The following is a 15,732-nucleotide window of genomic DNA, read 5'->3' on the forward strand; positions in this document are numbered from 1 at the left end:
ATCCGTCTCCGTCCCGCTCGCGCCGGTTTCGGGTTCTCCTCGCCGGTCGCCGTCGGGAGCGTCGGCGTCGGTCGGGGCGTCGGGAGCGGCCTCCCGAGCCGGACCGGGTCCGGCCGGCTCTCGGTCGGGCGCGGGATCGGAACCGGTTTCGGGGGAGCTGGCCGGTCCGTCCGCGTGGCCGTTCCCGGCGTTCGGGGCGCTCGACGTGCTCGGGCTGCTCGGGGCGTTCGCGTCCGCCGTCTCGACGCCCTCGTCTGCGTCGACGCCGCCGACGGCGTCGGATCCGCGTTCGGACGGGCTCTCCTCGATCCCCCCGGCGTCCGTGCCGGTCTCGGCGCCCCGATCGGGGTCCGGTAGCTCTCGGACGTCGAGGTCGACCTCGTAGACGGTGTAGATGCCGACCTCGTCGTTCGCGAGATCGAACGCCTCCTCGCCGGTCTCGAGCCGGCGTGCGTTCCCGACGAACGCGGCCGCCATCGAGTCGCCGGCGGTGTACGTGACGTAGTAGTCGCCGGAGAGCACGTTCTCGGAGAGTTCGACGTAGCCGGTGAAGCCCCCCTGCGTGAGCTTCCGATCCGCTTCCGAGAGCGGCGTGTCCTTCGTGTAGTATCGCGCGCGCTGTTCGCCCCCTCGCTCCTGCATCGCGAAAAGAACCGGAAGCGCCTCGTGGGGCGCCTCGTAGACCGTTCCGGAGGCGTCGGCGAACGCGTCGAGGTCGGCGTCGACGGTCCCGACGACGCGACCGTCGAGCATGAACAGCCACCCGGTGCCGTCGGTCGCCGCCCCGGAGAAGCCGCGGTCGGCGAACCGGCGGAGCCCGTCGAATCCGTCGTCGAACTCCCGAGCGCTCCACCCGGTGACGTCCTCCCTTCGCTGTGCGTCCATCTTACCGGTATTCCCCGGTACCGACCCAAATACTTTCCGGACCGTGAGACGGTCGTCAGACGCCGGATCGTCCGGATTCGGCGGACTCGGTCGTGGCGCGATCACTCCGCGTCGGCCACGGCCGCTATCGCCTCGCATCCGAGGCTGATCACGTCGGCGTCGAACCCGCCCGCCCGAAGCTCCTCGGGCGTGTACCAGGACCACTCGTCGGCGTCCGCCTCGTCGTCGCCGGCGGGGTCGATCCGGCGGCTCGGGACCCGCGCGTGGTAGAGGTGATCGATGTGCTGGTGGCTCACCGACCCGTCGGGGTGGACGTCGATGTCGTGGAGCATCTGGTGGGCCGGCTCCGGCAACGGTCGGCCGTTCGGCGTCGCGACGTCCGCGCGGTCGGCGACGAGTTCGGCCTCGAGTCCGGTCTCCTCGCGGACCTCCCGCAGCGCCGCCTCGTGCGGCAGCTCGTCGCGCTCGATGTGCCCGCCCGGCGGGAGGCGGATCCCCAGTCGCTCGTGTTCGTGAAGGGCCGTCGCGCCGTCGTTGACGACGTAGGTGGTCGCCGTGAAGTGGCGGGTCGTCTCCATGCGGGTCCCTCGTCCCGACGCGATTTGTGCGTTCGGGATGTCGATTCCGACGGGCGGCTCGCCGGCGCGTACCGTCGGGTTCTTTCATCCGGTCGGCCGAACGCTCGGCCATGACTGACCTCGATACGGTCGAAAGCGTCGCCCGCGCGGCGGCGTTGGCCGGCGGCGCGGAGCTCCGCGAGCGGTATCGGAACGGCGACGCCGCCGGCGAGTACGACGAGACCGACGTGAAGGCGGCGGCCGACGCGGCGGCGGAGGCGCGGATGCTCCCCGTCGTCCGGCGGGCGTTTCCCGACCACCCGGTGTTCGCCGAGGAGGCCGGCCGCTTCGACGGGACCGGGCCCTACCGTTGGGTGATCGACCCGCTCGACGGCACCAACGACTTCGCCGCCGGGCTGCCGACGTTCGCCGCGTCGGTCGCGGTCCTCGATGCCGAGGACGACGAGCCGGCACTCGCGGCCGTCAGGCAGCCGGCGACCGAGGAGACGTACCTCGCACGCCGGGACGCCGGCGTCACCTACGAGGGCGAGCGGGTGACCGCCGAGAGCGACGTCGCCCTCGAGGCCAGCACGGTCGCGATGATCGTCGGACGCGACGTTCCGCGGGATACCTCCCTCTCCGGACGCGCGGACGCGATCCGGGAGGGAGTGGCCGGCGAGGTGAAACGGACGATCGACAGCTGGGCCCCGACGGTCCACTCCGGGCTCCTCGCCCGCGGCCGGATCCAGGGGCTCGTCCAGTTCCACCCCGACGAGGAGGAGCGGGCGGTGACCGAACTGTTCGCGTCGGAGGCCGGCGCGGCGGTCCGTCGGGAGGGGTCGCTGTACGTCGCGGCCCCTGACGGGGAGCGGCTGGACGCGCTGTGGACGGCGATCGACGACGCGCGGTGAGAACGGGAACCGACTCAGTCCATCGTGATGCCGTCCTCGGCCTCGAGCAGCTCGTGGTAGCGGTTGCGGATGGTGACCTCGGAGATGCTCGCGACCTCGCTCACCTCGCTCTGGGTCACCTTCTCGTTGGTGAGGAGGGCGGCGGCGTAGACGGCGGCGGCCGCGAGGCCGACCGGCGACTTCCCGCTGTGGATCCCCTGTGACTTCGCGGTGTCGAGAAGCCCGCGGGCACGACGCTCCGACTCGTCGGACAGCCCGAGATCGGAGGCGAACCGCGGGACGTAGCTCTCGGGATCGGCGGGCTGGATCTCCAGCTTGAGCTCGCGGACGACGTAGCGGTACGTCCGGGCGATCTCGTCCTTCTCGACGCGGGAGACGCCGGCGATCTCGTCGAGGCTGCGCGGCGTTCCGGCCTGACGGGCGGCCGCGTACAGCGCGGCGGTCGCGACGCCCTCGATGGAGCGGCCGGGGAGCAGGTCCTCGTCGAGCGCGCGACGGTAGATGACCGAGGCGGTCTCGCGGACGTTGTCCGGCAGCCCTAACGCCGAGGCCATCCGGTCGATCTCGCCGAGCGCCTGCTTCAGGTTCCGCTCCTTCGAGTCACGCGTCCGGAACCGCTCGTTCCAGGTGCGGAGCCGCTGCATCTTCTCCCGCTGGCGGCTCGAGAGCGACTTCCCGTAGGCGTCCTTGTCCTGCCAGCCGATGTTGGTCGACAGCCCCTTGTCGTGCATCATGTTCGTCGTCGGGGCGCCCACGCGGCTCTTCTCGTCCTTCTCGCGGGAGTCGAACGCGCGCCACTCCGGTCCGCGGTCGATCTCGTCCTCCTCGACGACGAGCCCGCAGTCCGCACACACCGTCTCGCCGTGTTCGGTGTCCGTCGCGAGCTGGCCGCCGCACTCCGGGCAGCGCAGCTCCTCGTCCGCGGTTGACTCGGGTTCCTGTTCCTCGTCGACGTGCTCCGCCGTGTAGGTTCGAACGTTGTCGCTCATTGTGTTTGGATCGGAGGGGGACTGCGGGACCGAAAGATGGGTCTATGTTCGGTTTTTCCTCACCTCTCGGTAAGGAATGTGTACATATAAATCTTCTGCCCGATCTCGAGTCTGAAAAGACGCCGAGTACGCGAGTCTGAGGCGTTCACAGTCCGATTTGATCGATTCGTCCCTCCGGACGGTTCCTCGTCACCGACCGCCCCGATACGGGTTCCGGATCGAATATATATCGGTTTCGTCGCTCTCCTCCCGCCCGCCGTCCGTCTGTCTCCCGTCCTGCCCGCCGTCCGTCCCGCCTCCTCCCCGTCCTCGGCGTTTCCGTGAAGCCAATCGATTTACCGTTCGCCCCGTCAGACCCGTCATGAACCGGACGCGACTCGACCGCCTCCTCGGCGGTCTCGACACCGACGGTTACCTGCTCGACGCCTCACAGGACGACGCGAACCAGCTGTACCTCTCGGGCTTTACCGGTCCCGATCCCTTCCTCACCCTCTACGCCGACGGCGAGGTCCACCTGCTCGTCTCCGGGCTCGAGTACGGCCGCGCACGGACGGAGGCGGCCGCCGACACGGTCGAGCGGCACGCCGACTACGACTACGAGTACGGCGGCCGCGAGGACCGATACGACATGTACGCCCGGTTCGTGGCGGACAAGGACGTGGAGTCGGTCTCCGTCCCGCCGCGGAGCCCGGTCGGAACCGCGGACGCGCTCAGGGAGCGCGGGATCGACGTCGTCGTCGACGGCGACGACGCCCTCGGCGAGGTCCGGGCGGTCAAGACCGACGAGGAGGTAGACGCGATCCGGGCGGCCCAGCGCGCGAACGAGGCGGCGATGCGCGCCGCGGAGTCGCTGCTCGCCGCGGCCGACGTCGCCGGGGGTGGAGACGCGCCGAACGACGGCGACGCGGCCGCCGAGGCCGTGGAGCCGGGCACGCTCCTCCACGACGGGGAGCCGCTCACCAGCGAGCGGGTCGCGGAGGAGATCGAGGTCACGCTGTTGCGACACGGCTGCGCGCTCGACGAGACGATCGTCGCCGGCGGCGCGCAGGCCGCGGACCCCCACGACCGCGGGTCGGGACCGCTCCGGGCGAACGAGCCGATCATCGTCGACGTCTTCCCGCGGTCGAAGGCGACGAAGTACCACGCCGACATGACGCGGACGTTCTGCGTCGGCGACCCGGACCCCGCGGCCCGCGAGTGGTACGACCTCACCGAGCGCGCGCTCGAGGCCGCCCTCGACGCCGTGGAGCCGGGGGCGACCGGCGAGGAGGTCCACGCCGCCGCCTGCGAGGTGTACGAGGCCGCGGGCGAGCCGACCTTCCGGACCGACCCCGAGACCGAGACGGGGTTCATCCACTCGACGGGCCACGGGATCGGCCTCGACGTCCACGAGTCCCCACGGCTCTCGAGCGGGGCGGGAGAACTGGAGCCGGGCCACGTCGTCACGGTCGAACCCGGCCTCTACGACCCCGCGGTCGGCGGCGTCCGGCTCGAGGACCTCGTCGTCGTCACCGAGGACGGCCACGAGAACCTCACCGACTACCCGCTCGAGTTCGTCGTCTGAGCGCCCCGGACCGGCTCCGACCTGCGGGTCCGACCGCCGATCCCGCGGGCCCCGGCTTCGGACTTCACGGAGCCCGCCGTCGGGTTCCACGAGGCTCCGCTTCGGATCCCACAAGACGTATGTCGCCGGCCGCGAGACCGACCGGGCGTGAACACCGAGAACACCCTCCTCAACGCGGTCGCGGGCGCGGTCGCGACGATAGCCCTCTCCTTTACCGGGATCTCCCCGGTCCTCGGCGGCGCGCTCGCCGGCTACCTCGACGGCGGCGACACGGGCGACGGGCTCCGGGTCGGCGCGCTCTCCGGCGCGATAGCGTCGGTCCCGGTGGCCGGCTTCCTGCTTTTGGTCCTGCTCGTGCTCCCGTTTCTGGGGTTCTTCGGGTTCCCGCTCGAGGTCGGACTCGCCGCCGGGGGCGTCGCCGTCCTCGCGGTCGTCATCGTGGTCGGCGGGATCGCCTACACCGTGGCGCTGAGCGCGCTCGGCGGGTTCCTCGGCGTGTATCTGGCCGACGAACTGTGACGCGCCCGGCGCCGATCGACCGGTCCGTGTCGCCGTCGGAGCCTCCGGCCTCGTCGGCGTACGGTCCCCCGACCCCGGCTACTCCGGGGGGCCGCTTCCGTCCGCGTCGGCCCCGGCCGTCCCCGTCAGCGACTCCAGCAGGCGGACCGCCGGGGCCTTCGCGAGCGGCTCGTTCGCGTTGCCACAGTGCGGCGACTGGACGCAGGAGGGGCAGCCGTCCGCACAGTCGCAGCCGTCTATCAGCCGGGCGGTCCGCGCCATCAGCTCCTCGATCCGGGCGTGGCCCCGGCGGGTGAGCCCGACGCCGCCGGGGTGGCCGTCGTAGACGAACACCGCCGGCGCCTCGGTATGCGGGTGGTACGGGGTCGATATCCCGCCGACGTCGGCGCGGTCACACAGCAGGTGGAACGGAAAAAGCGAGATGAGCCCGTGTTCGGCCGCGTGGATCCCGCCGTTGAACGCGTGCTCGCCGCCGGGGGCCGCGTCGTCGACGGTGGCGGCTGCGGCGTCGTCGCCGTCGCCGTTCGCCGTCGCGCCGCCCCCCTCGTCGTCGCCTCCGGCGGCCGCCCCGATCGTCCGCATCGCCGACTCAAGGTCCTCGGGCACCGGGAAGTACAGCGCCCGCGTCCGGAGCGTCGTCTCCGGCAGGTCGAGCGCGAACTCCCCGAGCGAGTCGCCCGTGGCCGCGTCCTTCCGGACGAACCCGGTGACCCGTTCGGAGACGGTCACGTCGGCGAAGCGCACCGGCACGTCGGAGCGCGCGGACAGCGTCCGCTCCCCGAGGTCCTCCTCGACGACGATCGACTTCTCGGTGAGCGGCTGCGTGTAGTAGTCCGCCCACGACGACCGGAGCTCCGCGACGTTCCGATCGAGGTCGAGGTCGGCGACCTCGTAGGTGCGTCCCTGCTGGTGGTAGACCGCGCCCGGATGGGCGTCCCGGAGCGCGTCGGCGAAGCCGAGCGAGGCGATCGACTCCCCGTCGGCGGCGTCGACCAGTTCGACCTCGCGCTCCTCGGCGGTCCGGAGGCTCATCGCGTGCTGGGGGCTCTCCGAGCCCGCGTACGTCCAGCGCATCCCGTCCGCTGTCTCGCGGCGGGCCAGCGTTCCCTCCGCCGTGAGGTCGGCGACGACGTCCGGGAACGACTCGCCGAAGTGTGCCTCGTCCGCGGGCGAGAGCCAGGACTCGTCGGCGGCACACGCCACGTGTCGCGGCAGGAGCCGGTCGTTCTCGGGGTCGCAGATCGCGTCCTCCGGCGGGGCCTCGAAGAAGTCCGCCGGGTGGGTCATCAGGTACTGGTCCAGCTGGTCCTCGCCGCCGACCATCACGACGAGGGCGGGATCCGACCCTCTCCCGGCGCGGCCGGCGCGCTGGTGGGCGGCCATCCGCGTGCCGGGGTAGCCGTCGAGGACCACGGCGTCCAGTCCCCCCACGTCCACGCCGAGCTCGAGCGCGTTCGTCGACCAGACGCCCCGGAGGTCGCCCGCGTGGAGGTCGGCCTCGATCTCGCGGCGGCGGTCGTCCGTCAGCGCCGCCTGGTACGCGCCGACCTTCCCGGCGAGGTCGCGCTCGCCGCGCTCCCGGAGGTCGCTCGCGCTGTCGGTGGCGTACTGCTCCGCGGTCTGGCGCGCCCGCGTGAACGCCAGCGTCTGGCGGCCGCTCGCGACCAGGTCGACGAACAGCCGCTTGCTCTCGGTGTGGCTCGACCTGCGGCGGCCGCTGCCGCGCTCCGCCCAGTCGTCGTCGTACTCCGGCGGGTTCCACAACACCCAGTCGCGCGGCCCCCGGCCGGAGGCGTCCTCGTCGACGAGCGCGATCCCCGACGGGTCGCGGCCCGTGACCGTCGCGACGTGCTCGACCGGGTTGCCGATCGTCGCCGAACAGCAGACGAACGTCGGGTCCGCCCCGAACCGCTCGCAGGTCCGCGCGAGCCGGCGCATCGCGAGCGCGACTCCCGTTCCGAAGACGCCGCGGTAGCTGTGGACCTCGTCGATCACGACGTACTCGAGCGAGGAGAAGAACCACTCCCAGAGCCGCCCGGCGTACGGGAGCAGCGCGTAGTGGAGCATGTCCGGGTTCGACAGGAGGACGGTGGGTCGGCGGTCGCGAACCTCCCGCTTTTCGGCCTGCGAGAGCCGTCCGGTGTACGACGCGACCGACACCCGGCTGCCGAAGCCGAGCCCCCGCGCGAGGTCCGACAGCGACTCCTCCTGGTCGGCGATCAGCGCGTTCTGCGGGCCGACGTACAGGGTCCGCCCGCCGCGGTCCATCGCGGCCTCGAAGGCGGGGACGGTGTACGCGAGCGACTTCCCGCTCGCGGTCTCGGTCGCGAGGACGACGTCGTCGCCGTCGCGGACCGCCTCGATCGCCTCGGCCTGGTGACGGTAGAGCCGGTCGACGCCCCGGTCGGCGAGGGCGTCGGCGAGCCGCGGCTCGAGGTCGACATCGCGGTACTCGGGCTCGCGGGCGGGTAGCCGGCGGTGCTCGGCGATCTGTCCCTCGTAGAAGGGCCGGTTCCGCAGCCACTCGACGGCGTCGTCCACGGGTACGCCATCGTGGGGACCGGGCGGGCCTAACCGTTGTGGTCGGGTGACGCGGGAGGTCGCCCCGGCCGGCGTCGTCGCCCGGAGACCGACCCCGGCGCGGCTCACTCCCGGATCAACACGATCCCGTCGCGGAAGACCGCGTGGTTCGGGAGGACGTGCTCGCCGTCGTCGGTCTCCACGTGGGTCACGAACAGGTCGACCTCCTGGACGATCCCGCGCTGGCCGGCGACGCGCACCTCGTCGCCGATCCCGTACGGCTGCCGGAGGAGCAGGAAGACGCCGGCCGCGCCCGCCGCGAGGAGGTCCTTCGTCGCCAGCGCGGTCAACAGGACGACGGCGAACGAGTACGCCGCGAGCAACACCACGAGCGCGAGGATCTGGACGCCGACCTGCCCGAGCGCGATGAGCGCGGCGACGTAGACGACGCTGTACTTCACGAGCGTCGGGAGCACGCCCACTTCCGGGAGCTTGATCCCCCGGAGCCGCTCGGCGACGAGCAGCTCGGCCTTGTCGCCGAGCACGACGCCGACGATCAACACGAGGACGGCGACGAACAGCCGGGGGACGAACGCGGCCACGTCCGCCCAGAACAGGTCGACGTAGCGCACCTCCGCGACCGTGAACGCGACGAGGACGGTGACGGCGACGATGAAGTACGTCGACAGCTTCGCGACGATCCGGACGGTCGAGGTGTCGAACTCGCGGGCGGTGCGCTCGAAGGTCGTCCCCTCTATCGCCTCGGGGACGCCCGCCCGGATCAACAGCCGACGGTTGATCACGCCGACGAGAAACGCCAGCGCGAGCCCGATCGCGAGCACGACCAGCGCGAGCCAGACGCGGTCGGGGACGACGGCGAGCAGTTCCCCCGCGGTCCGAGCGGGAGTCGCGGAGAGCGTGGGGTCCGCCGCCGTCATCAGTACTCCTCCGGGTCGACCTCTAAGACGAGCCGTCCCCCCTTGAACGCCCGGACGAGGCCGTCGGACTCCGAGAGGACGATCGCGGTCGCGTTGGTGTCCTGAGTGATCGCGCCGCCGGCCATGTGGCGGGCCCCGAGCCCCTTCGGGATGTCGACGCCCTCGGCGGCGGGCTCGAGGTAGCGGTACGCGGAGACGATCTTCCCCGAGTCGGAGATCACGAACGCGCCGTCGAGCCGGGAGAACTCCTTGAGCATGACGTTCACGATGGGGTCGCCGACGTGGACGTGCGACTTCTCGAAGGGGTTGTACGACAGCGAGCGGGACTTGTTCATCACTTTGCCGGCGTCGCCGACGACGAACAGCGCGCCGACGGGTTTCCCCTTCTGGCCCTTCTTGCCGAGCTCGATGGCGACCTCGAGGACGTCGCGGATGACGCCCGGATCGGCCCGCGACTCGACGAAGAGGTCGTAGATGCCGGTGTGGACGGTCTCGTCGACGGTCACGCGGATCACCGCGTCGGACTCGCCCTCGAAGACGGAGACGACGCAGACGACCTCGTCGCCCTCGGCCACGAGGTCGGCCTCCATGGCGCCCTCGATCCCGAACCGGATCCGGTCGCGCACGTCGCGGAAGGGGATGGGCAGCTCGACGAACGGGTCCGCGTCGACGTCGTTGTCGGGCGCGACGACCACGATCTCGGCCCGCTCGCCGCTCCGATCGCCCGCCTCGTCGGCGACGAACCGGTCGTGAAACGAGGCGGTCGGAGAAAAGAGGAGCACCGCGTCGGCGTCCTCGACGAGATCGGTCAGGTGATCGGTGAGTGACGCCATCGTCCTGTCACGACAGCGGGAGGACGTAAAACCGTTGTGACGGCGTCGCACGGGCGTCAGACGCTCGAAGCGTCGTCGCCGTGTCACGCTCGTCGACCGCAACGTCCCCTCCCCGTCGATCGCGATCCCGCCGTCCACGACACCACCCTGCCGCCCGCAACGCCGCCCCGTCGCCCCCGGCGCGTCTCCGTCGCGCACGTTTTATGCGTCACGCCCGTCGGTGCGGACGATCATGGCCACCCGAGACGCGCTCTGGGGCTACCGCGACGCGTTCGGCGACGCCTTCGGGCGGACCTACTTCAGGCGGTTCGGACCGGGCGTCGCCTCGAGCGTCGGGCTCGGGACGTACCTCGGCGACCCGACCGACGCCGTCGACGACGCCCTCCGGGAGACGCTCCGGCTCGGGATCGAGTCCGGAGCCAACCACGTCGACACCGCGACCAACTACCGGTGTGGCCGGTCGGAGCGGGTCGTCGGCGAGGCGATCCGGGAGGCCGCCGTCGACCGCGCGGCGGTCGTGGTGGCGACGAAGGGCGGATTCCTCCCGTTCGACGGCGACCGCCCCGACGACCCGGCCGCGTACCTCAGAGAGCGATACCTCGAGCCGGGGATCGTCGACCCGGCCGACCTGGTCGGCGCGCACTCGATCGCGCCGGGCCTCCTGGAGTGGTCGCTCGACCGCTCGCTCGACCGGCTCGGTCTCGAGCGGGTCGACTGCTACTACGTCCACAATCCCGAGACGCAGCTCGAATCGCGGTCGCGGGAGGCGGTGTACGACGCGCTGGAGGCCGCCTTCGAGACGCTCGAGCGCCGCCGGGCCGCGGGCGACGTCGGCGCGTACGGGGTCGCGACGTGGGACGCGTTCCGGGTTCCCGAGGGCGCGGATCGGTACCTCTCGTTGCGCGAGGTCCTCGCCCGCGCGGCGGCCGCCGGCGAGGCGGTCGGTCCCGACGACGACCACGGTCTCGCGGCGATCCAGCTCCCCTTCACCGTCCACATGGCCGACGCCTTCACGCGGGCGAACCAGCGCCTCCCCGACGATCCGGACGGCGATCCGGTCTCGACGCTCGAGTTCGCCCACGAGGCCGGGCTCGCGGTCGTCACGAGCGCGAGCGTCGGGCAGGGCGAGCTGGCGGCCGACGGCGCGATCCCGGCCGCCGTCGACGCGCGCCTCTCCGGGGACACCCCGGCCCAGCGCGCGCTCAACTTCGCCCGCAGCGCGCCGGGCGTGACCTGCTCGCTCGTCGGGACGACGGACCCGGACCACCTGCGGGAGAACGTCGCCGCGGGCACGTTCGACCCGCTCGGCGCGTCGGCGTTCGACGCCACCTTCGAGTAGACGGACTGAGAGAAGGGAACGGGGACCCGGACCGCGTGACGGCGACTATCGGAGCTCCTTGAACTCGGCGCCGCACTCCGGGCAGATGCGGACCGAGAACACCTCGTCGGGGTCGTTCTCCTTTTTCAGTACCTTCTCGCACGTCGCGCAGTTGAGCCGCTCGTAGGTGTCCTTGAACAGGTCACCGTCCCGTAGCGCCTTGCGCGTGGATTTCATGTGCCGACCTTCGGCACCGGTGGGTATAAAAACCCCGCACGTCGGACGACGAGCGTCAGACGGCCGAGGGGTTCCGGGAACGGCGAACCGGGCGCGGTCGGGTCGCGAGGGCGGGCCGCGAGGATCGGGAGGAGGAGCTGCGAGGGAGGGCCGGCGAACGTCGGCCGCGAGGATCGGGAGCGAGCGGCCGGTTCCGCAACGTTTGTACCGGCCGGCCGGAAACGGCCGTCGTGTCTCGGAACCGGCTGTTCGGCTCGCTGTGTGCGATGGTCTTCCTCGCGAACTTCGCGCGGGTGGTGTTCGCGCCGCTCGTCGGGGAGTTCATCGACGAGTTCACGATCCGCGAGGGGACGGCCGGCCTCGTCGTCACGCTGGCGTGGCTCGGCTCCGCCTCGCCGCGGATCCCGACCGGCTGGGTCCTCACTCGGACCTCCCGCGTCCGCGTCGTGGTCGTCTCGGGGGCGATGCTCACGATCGGCGCGCTCGGCGTCGCGCTCGCGCCCGACGTCCCCGCGCTGATGCTCGCCGCGTTCGTCGTCGGGAGCGCCTCCGGCGTCTACTTCGTCGCCGCGAACCCGTTCGTCTCGGAGCTGTTCCCCGATCGCGTCGGGCGCGTCATGGGGATCCACGGGATGGCGAGCCAGCTGTCGGCCGTCATCGCCGCGCCCGTGGTCACGGTCACGCTGTGGTACGACTGGCGGTACGCCTTCTACGGGCTCGCGGTCGCGGCCGCGCTCACGACCGTCCTCGTCGTCGTCTTGGCCCGCCGGACCGACCTCCCGGACGCGGGTCGCGGCGACACGGACTTCTTCGGCGGCGCGCGCTCGGAGTGGCGGATCATCGTCGCCGGCGTCGTGCTCGTCGGGGTGACGGCGTTCGTCTGGCAGGGCCTGTTCAACTTCTACGAGCTGTACATGATCGACAAGGGGCTCCCGCCGGCGACCGCCCGCAACCTCCTCACCGTGATCTTCGCGGCCGGCGTCCCCGCCTTCATCGTCTCCGGCGAGATCGCGGACCGGCTCCCGAACGTCCCGTACATCCTCGGGATCGTGACGGCCTTCCTCGTCAGCGTCGTGCTCGCCGTCCTCGCGTCGGGGCTCGTCGCGGTCGTCCTCGCCAGCGTGCTCGTCGGCTTCTCCGTCCACATGCTGTTCCCCGCCGGCGACACGTACCTGCTCGGCTCGCTGCCCGACGAGTCGCGGGCGTCGGCGTACGCCGTCTACTCCGCCGGCATGATGACGACGCAGGCGGCCGGCTCGTGGGTCGTCGGCGAGGCGATCGAGGCCGGCGCGAGCTACGACGCCGTCTTCCTCGTCTCCGCGGCCGTCCTCGCCGTCCTCGTCACGGTCTACGCCGCGTTGAACGCCGTCGGTCGGGTCCCCGGCGGGGCCGCACACGTCTGAGCCGGTCTCCGGTCCGGCTCCCGGCCCGCGGATCCGGGGTATCGTGCGTATTTAGGGGCTCGTGCCCCTTCGATCGGGTGATGGAGTACGTACAGGAGCGCGTGACCACGCTCCACGCGCTGACGGACCACCGCCCGGACGCGCCGACCGGGCGCGCGGCCGTCGTGGTGCCGATGACCGAACGCGAGTACGGGACGCTCGCGGCCGAACGCGTGCTGGCCGCCCTCGAGCGCGTCGACCCCGCGCGGGTGATCGTTCCCCTGCGTGCCACGCCGGACCGGGCGGGACCGTTCGCGGCCTGGCTCGACGGCTTCGACCTCGACGTGGAGGCGCTGTGGTGTGACGGGCCGCGGCTCGCCGACCTGCTCGCCGAGCACGGCCTCGACGGCGACCGCGGCAAGGGGCGGGACGTCTGGCTCGCGCTCGGCCGGGCGCTGCGCGAGGAGTTCGTCGTCGTCCACGACGCGGACACGGCGACGTACTCGCCGGCGTTCGTGAACCGCCTCCTCTTCCCGATCGCCCACGGCCACGAGTTCGCGAAGGGCTACTACGCCCGCGTCGAGGACGGCGCGCTGTACGGGCGGCTGTTCCGGCTCTTCTTCCGGCCGCTGATCCGGGCGCTCGCCGACGCCCACGACGCCGACGTCCTGGCGTACCTCGAGTCGTTCCGGTACGCGCTCGCCGGCGAGTTCGCGGCCACGACCGACCTCGTCTCGCGGCTCCGGGTCCAGCGCGGCTGGGGGCTCGAGATCGGCACGCTCGGGGAGGCGTTCTCCCACGCCGGCTTCGCGGGGAGCGCGCAGGTCGACCTCGGCCGGTACGAACACGACCACCGCTCCGTCGACGGCCCGACCGGCCTCGCCGACATGAGCCGGGCGGTCGGCGCGGCGACCCTCCGGGCCGTCGCCGACGCGGGCGTCGACGTCGAGTACGACACGCTCCCCGGACGCTACCGCGAGGCCGCGACGGAGCTGATCCGCCGGTACCGGACCGACGCCGCGTTCAACGGGCTCGCGTACGACCGCGACGACGAACGCGACCAGGTGGCGACGTACGCCGACGCCGTCGCGGAGCCGGGGCCGGACACCCGGCTCCCGGCATGGGGCGATGCCCCGATATCGCCCGCGGCGGTCGCCGAGGCGGCCGCCGCGGACCTGGAGGCGATCGCGGGGACGTCGTCGGGAGCGGCCTCGCGCGCGTCCCCGGAGCCGAACGCCGAGTCCTCCGGCCACGCCGACCGCTCCCCGACGGGGGGTGGCGACCGGTGACCGGCGGCTCCGAACCGAGCGTCGCCGCACGCGACGACCTCGCCGGCGTGGTCGACCTCTTCGCGTGGCTCACCCGCGAGGAGCTCTCGCGGGCGGTCTCCGAGCTCGCGTTCAAGCGGCGGACCGAGGCGGACCGGGAGGCGATCGACGCGGCCATCGAGGTCGCGGTCGCGGAGTACGCGCTCGTCCCCGCGCCGCGGGAGGCGCTCTCGACCGAGGGCGACGGGATCGGCGAGGCGGCCGACCCGCTCGCGGTCGGTCCGGCCGCGTTCCCGTCGCTGCCGGCGGACGCGGAGGACCTCCCGCACATCCTCGACGTGCCCGACCGGGCGGTCGACCGCGAGACGCTCTCCGCGGCGGTCCTCGACCGCCTCTCGACGGACGCGGTCGCGGCGATCACCGACGGGAACGCGGGGCGGCTGGAGGTCCTCGCGGACGTGACCTACGACGTCGAGGCGTGGGCGCCGGTCGACGCGGGGCCGATCCGTGAGCGGATCGTGGCCGAGCTCGACGGCGCGTGAGGAACCCCGCCGACGCGTGAGCGGCGCCGCCGGCGCGCGAGCCGACGCGGCCGCCGGACCTCCGAACCGGCGCTACCGCGACCGAACCGGCCCTATCGCGACGTTTATATCCGCGTCGTCGCCTAGCTCCGCCGATGTGCCGACGGAGCCGATCGATCGGGGCGGACGCCAGAGCGACCGTTCGGACCGACGACCGCGTGGTCACCGTCTTTCTCGCCCTGCTGTCGGTCGTCGTCCTCGTCGTGCTGCTCCACTACGCCGTCGTCGTCCTCGACACCCTTCCGTCGGTCCCGCCGGACGTCGTCGGGGACTGACGCGTCGGCCGTCGGGGATCGACGCGTCGGCTCCCGGAGTCGGCCGCCGGCGGGCGGCTCACTCCGACTCCCCATCTCCGTCGATCGCCGCCGTCACGTCGGCGTGGTACTCCCGGAGCGCGCTCGCCTCGTCCTCGGCGATGACCACGTCGGCGTCGACGAGCGTCGCCAGGCCGAACGACAGCGGGGACGGGGACCCCGTCGTGTGGTGGACGATCCGGATCGCGCCCCGTTCGACGCCCTCGAGGACGTCGCGGATCCCCGCGGCGTCGAGCTCCCCGTCCAGGAGTTCCCGGTAGGTCTCCTCCAGTACGGCGAACTCCTCGAGGTCGGCCACGAACGGGAGCAGCATCTCCGCGGACACCTGCCGCTGGGCGGCGGTCTTCTCGCGACCCTTGTAACGTTTCAACACCATGAGCGCCCGCCCGGCGACGATCCGGAACGCGCGTTTCAGGCGGTCGGTCCCCGCGAGCGCGTCCCGGAGGTCCTCCCGCACCGCGGTCGGGTCGAGCCCGCGGATGACGCCCGCCACGTCGACCTTCCGGTTCAGCGGGACGGCGAGGCTGAAGCCGTCGTCGTCGACCGCGCGAACGACCTCGGCGTCGATCCGCCGCGAACACTCGGCGGCGACCAGTCGCGAGAGGCCGTCGGTGAACCGCCGCCCGTACGGCGCGTGGACGTAGAACCGGCGCTTGTACGCCTCCCGGTCGAGCGTCTCCTCGACGACGATCCGCGAGGGCGTCGGCACGCTCTCGACGCCGGCGTACCGCACCTGTTCGTCGTAGGTCCGGGCGATCGCCCGAACGGCGTTCTCGTCGAGCGGGAGCTCGCGCAGCCACGCGCGGACCGCCGGCGGGCCGCCCGCCGCCAGCCGGTCGAGAAGCTCGCCCCGGAACGCGAGCACCTCGCGGGCGAGGTCGGGCGACAGCGGGAGCCGCTCGGCGGACCAGGTCGG

14 protein-coding genes and 2 pseudogenes are annotated in these 15,732 nt (G+C 72.3%); 8 read left to right on the forward strand and 8 right to left on the reverse strand.

Features of this window, described 5'->3' with window-relative positions:
* Nucleotides 1–885, reverse strand: a pseudogene (locus DJ70_RS09010) (DUF7527 domain-containing protein); the annotation flags it as partial.
* Nucleotides 886–986: 101 nt separating this feature from the next.
* Nucleotides 987–1,463, reverse strand: a complete 477-nt coding sequence (locus DJ70_RS09015) for an NUDIX hydrolase (protein ID WP_094532138.1) — start codon at nt 1,461–1,463, stop codon at nt 987–989.
* A gap of 110 nt (nt 1,464–1,573) precedes the next feature.
* On the opposite strand from DJ70_RS09015, the gene DJ70_RS09020 reads away from it, so the two are divergent.
* Entirely contained in the window at nt 1,574–2,353 is a 780-nt protein-coding gene (locus DJ70_RS09020; protein WP_094532139.1) for an inositol monophosphatase family protein, read from the forward strand.
* Between the two features lie 14 nt (nt 2,354–2,367).
* On the opposite strand, the gene DJ70_RS09025 is transcribed toward DJ70_RS09020, so the two are convergent.
* The gene (locus DJ70_RS09025) at nt 2,368–3,342 is read right to left on the reverse strand and encodes a transcription initiation factor IIB (protein WP_094532141.1); all 975 of its coding nucleotides are present in this window, start codon (nt 3,340–3,342) and stop codon (nt 2,368–2,370) included.
* A gap of 361 nt (nt 3,343–3,703) precedes the next feature.
* Here DJ70_RS09025 and DJ70_RS09030 point away from each other — a divergent pair, with 361 nt between their 5' ends.
* Together DJ70_RS09030 and DJ70_RS09035 are read left to right on the forward strand one after the other, a co-directional pair.
* Nucleotides 3,704–4,906 (forward strand): M24 family metallopeptidase, encoded by a 1,203-nt coding sequence (locus tag DJ70_RS09030; protein ID WP_094532143.1) that lies wholly within the window; start codon nt 3,704–3,706, stop codon nt 4,904–4,906.
* 147 nt (nt 4,907–5,053) lie between these two features.
* Nucleotides 5,054–5,425 carry a DUF5518 domain-containing protein gene (locus DJ70_RS09035; RefSeq protein WP_094532145.1) on the forward strand — a complete coding sequence of 124 codons (372 nt, stop codon included), beginning with the start codon at nt 5,054–5,056 and terminating at the stop codon, nt 5,423–5,425.
* A gap of 78 nt (nt 5,426–5,503) precedes the next feature.
* Here the strand turns inward: DJ70_RS09035 and DJ70_RS09040 are convergent, their stop codons facing one another.
* The 3 genes from DJ70_RS09040 to dacZ all read right to left on the reverse strand — a co-directional run bounded on the left by DJ70_RS09040 (nt 5,504) and on the right by dacZ (nt 9,716).
* Nucleotides 5,504–7,966: a DEAD/DEAH box helicase gene (locus DJ70_RS09040; RefSeq protein WP_094532147.1), complete on the reverse strand. Its 2,463-nt coding sequence runs from the start codon at nt 7,964–7,966 to the stop codon at nt 5,504–5,506.
* Nucleotides 7,967–8,070: 104 nt separating this feature from the next.
* Complete coding sequence (locus DJ70_RS09045) at nt 8,071–8,883, reverse strand: mechanosensitive ion channel domain-containing protein (RefSeq protein ID WP_094532149.1); 813 nt, start codon at nt 8,881–8,883, stop codon at nt 8,071–8,073.
* A complete protein-coding gene (gene dacZ / locus DJ70_RS09050; RefSeq protein ID WP_094532151.1) occupies nt 8,883–9,716 on the reverse strand; it encodes a diadenylate cyclase DacZ in 834 nt (277 codons plus the stop codon). The genes DJ70_RS09045 and dacZ overlap by 1 nt, the downstream gene beginning before the upstream one ends.
* A gap of 232 nt (nt 9,717–9,948) precedes the next feature.
* Between dacZ and DJ70_RS09055 the strand changes: the two genes are divergently transcribed.
* Entirely contained in the window at nt 9,949–11,055 is a 1,107-nt protein-coding gene (locus tag DJ70_RS09055; RefSeq protein WP_094532153.1) for an aldo/keto reductase, read from the forward strand.
* 45 nt (nt 11,056–11,100) lie between these two features.
* On the opposite strand, the gene DJ70_RS17385 is transcribed toward DJ70_RS09055, so the two are convergent.
* Entirely contained in the window at nt 11,101–11,271 is a 171-nt protein-coding gene (locus DJ70_RS17385; protein ID WP_179234022.1) for an HVO_0758 family zinc finger protein, read from the reverse strand.
* A gap of 230 nt (nt 11,272–11,501) precedes the next feature.
* On the opposite strand from DJ70_RS17385, the gene DJ70_RS09060 reads away from it, so the two are divergent.
* From DJ70_RS09060 to DJ70_RS09075, 4 genes are all read left to right on the forward strand, one after another.
* Nucleotides 11,502–12,674 carry an MFS transporter gene (locus DJ70_RS09060; RefSeq protein ID WP_094532155.1) on the forward strand — a complete coding sequence of 391 codons (1,173 nt, stop codon included), beginning with the start codon at nt 11,502–11,504 and terminating at the stop codon, nt 12,672–12,674.
* Nucleotides 12,675–12,754: 80 nt separating this feature from the next.
* On the forward strand, nt 12,755–13,942 hold the full coding sequence (locus DJ70_RS09065; RefSeq protein ID WP_245810793.1) for a glycosyl transferase family 2: 1,188 nt from the start codon (nt 12,755–12,757) through the stop codon (nt 13,940–13,942).
* On the forward strand, nt 13,939–14,463 hold the full coding sequence (locus DJ70_RS09070) for a DUF7109 family protein (protein WP_094532157.1): 525 nt from the start codon (nt 13,939–13,941) through the stop codon (nt 14,461–14,463). The genes DJ70_RS09065 and DJ70_RS09070 overlap by 4 nt, the downstream gene beginning before the upstream one ends.
* Nucleotides 14,464–14,597: 134 nt before the next feature.
* On the forward strand, nt 14,598–14,777 hold the full coding sequence (locus tag DJ70_RS09075; protein WP_094532159.1) for a hypothetical protein: 180 nt from the start codon (nt 14,598–14,600) through the stop codon (nt 14,775–14,777).
* A gap of 58 nt (nt 14,778–14,835) precedes the next feature.
* Here the strand turns inward: DJ70_RS09075 and DJ70_RS09080 are convergent.
* Nucleotides 14,836–15,732 (reverse strand): annotated as a pseudogene (locus tag DJ70_RS09080) (ATP-dependent helicase); the annotation flags it as partial.

Source organism: Halorubrum halodurans (genome assembly GCF_002252985.1).
GTDB lineage: Archaea > Halobacteriota > Halobacteria > Halobacteriales > Haloferacaceae > Halorubrum > Halorubrum halodurans.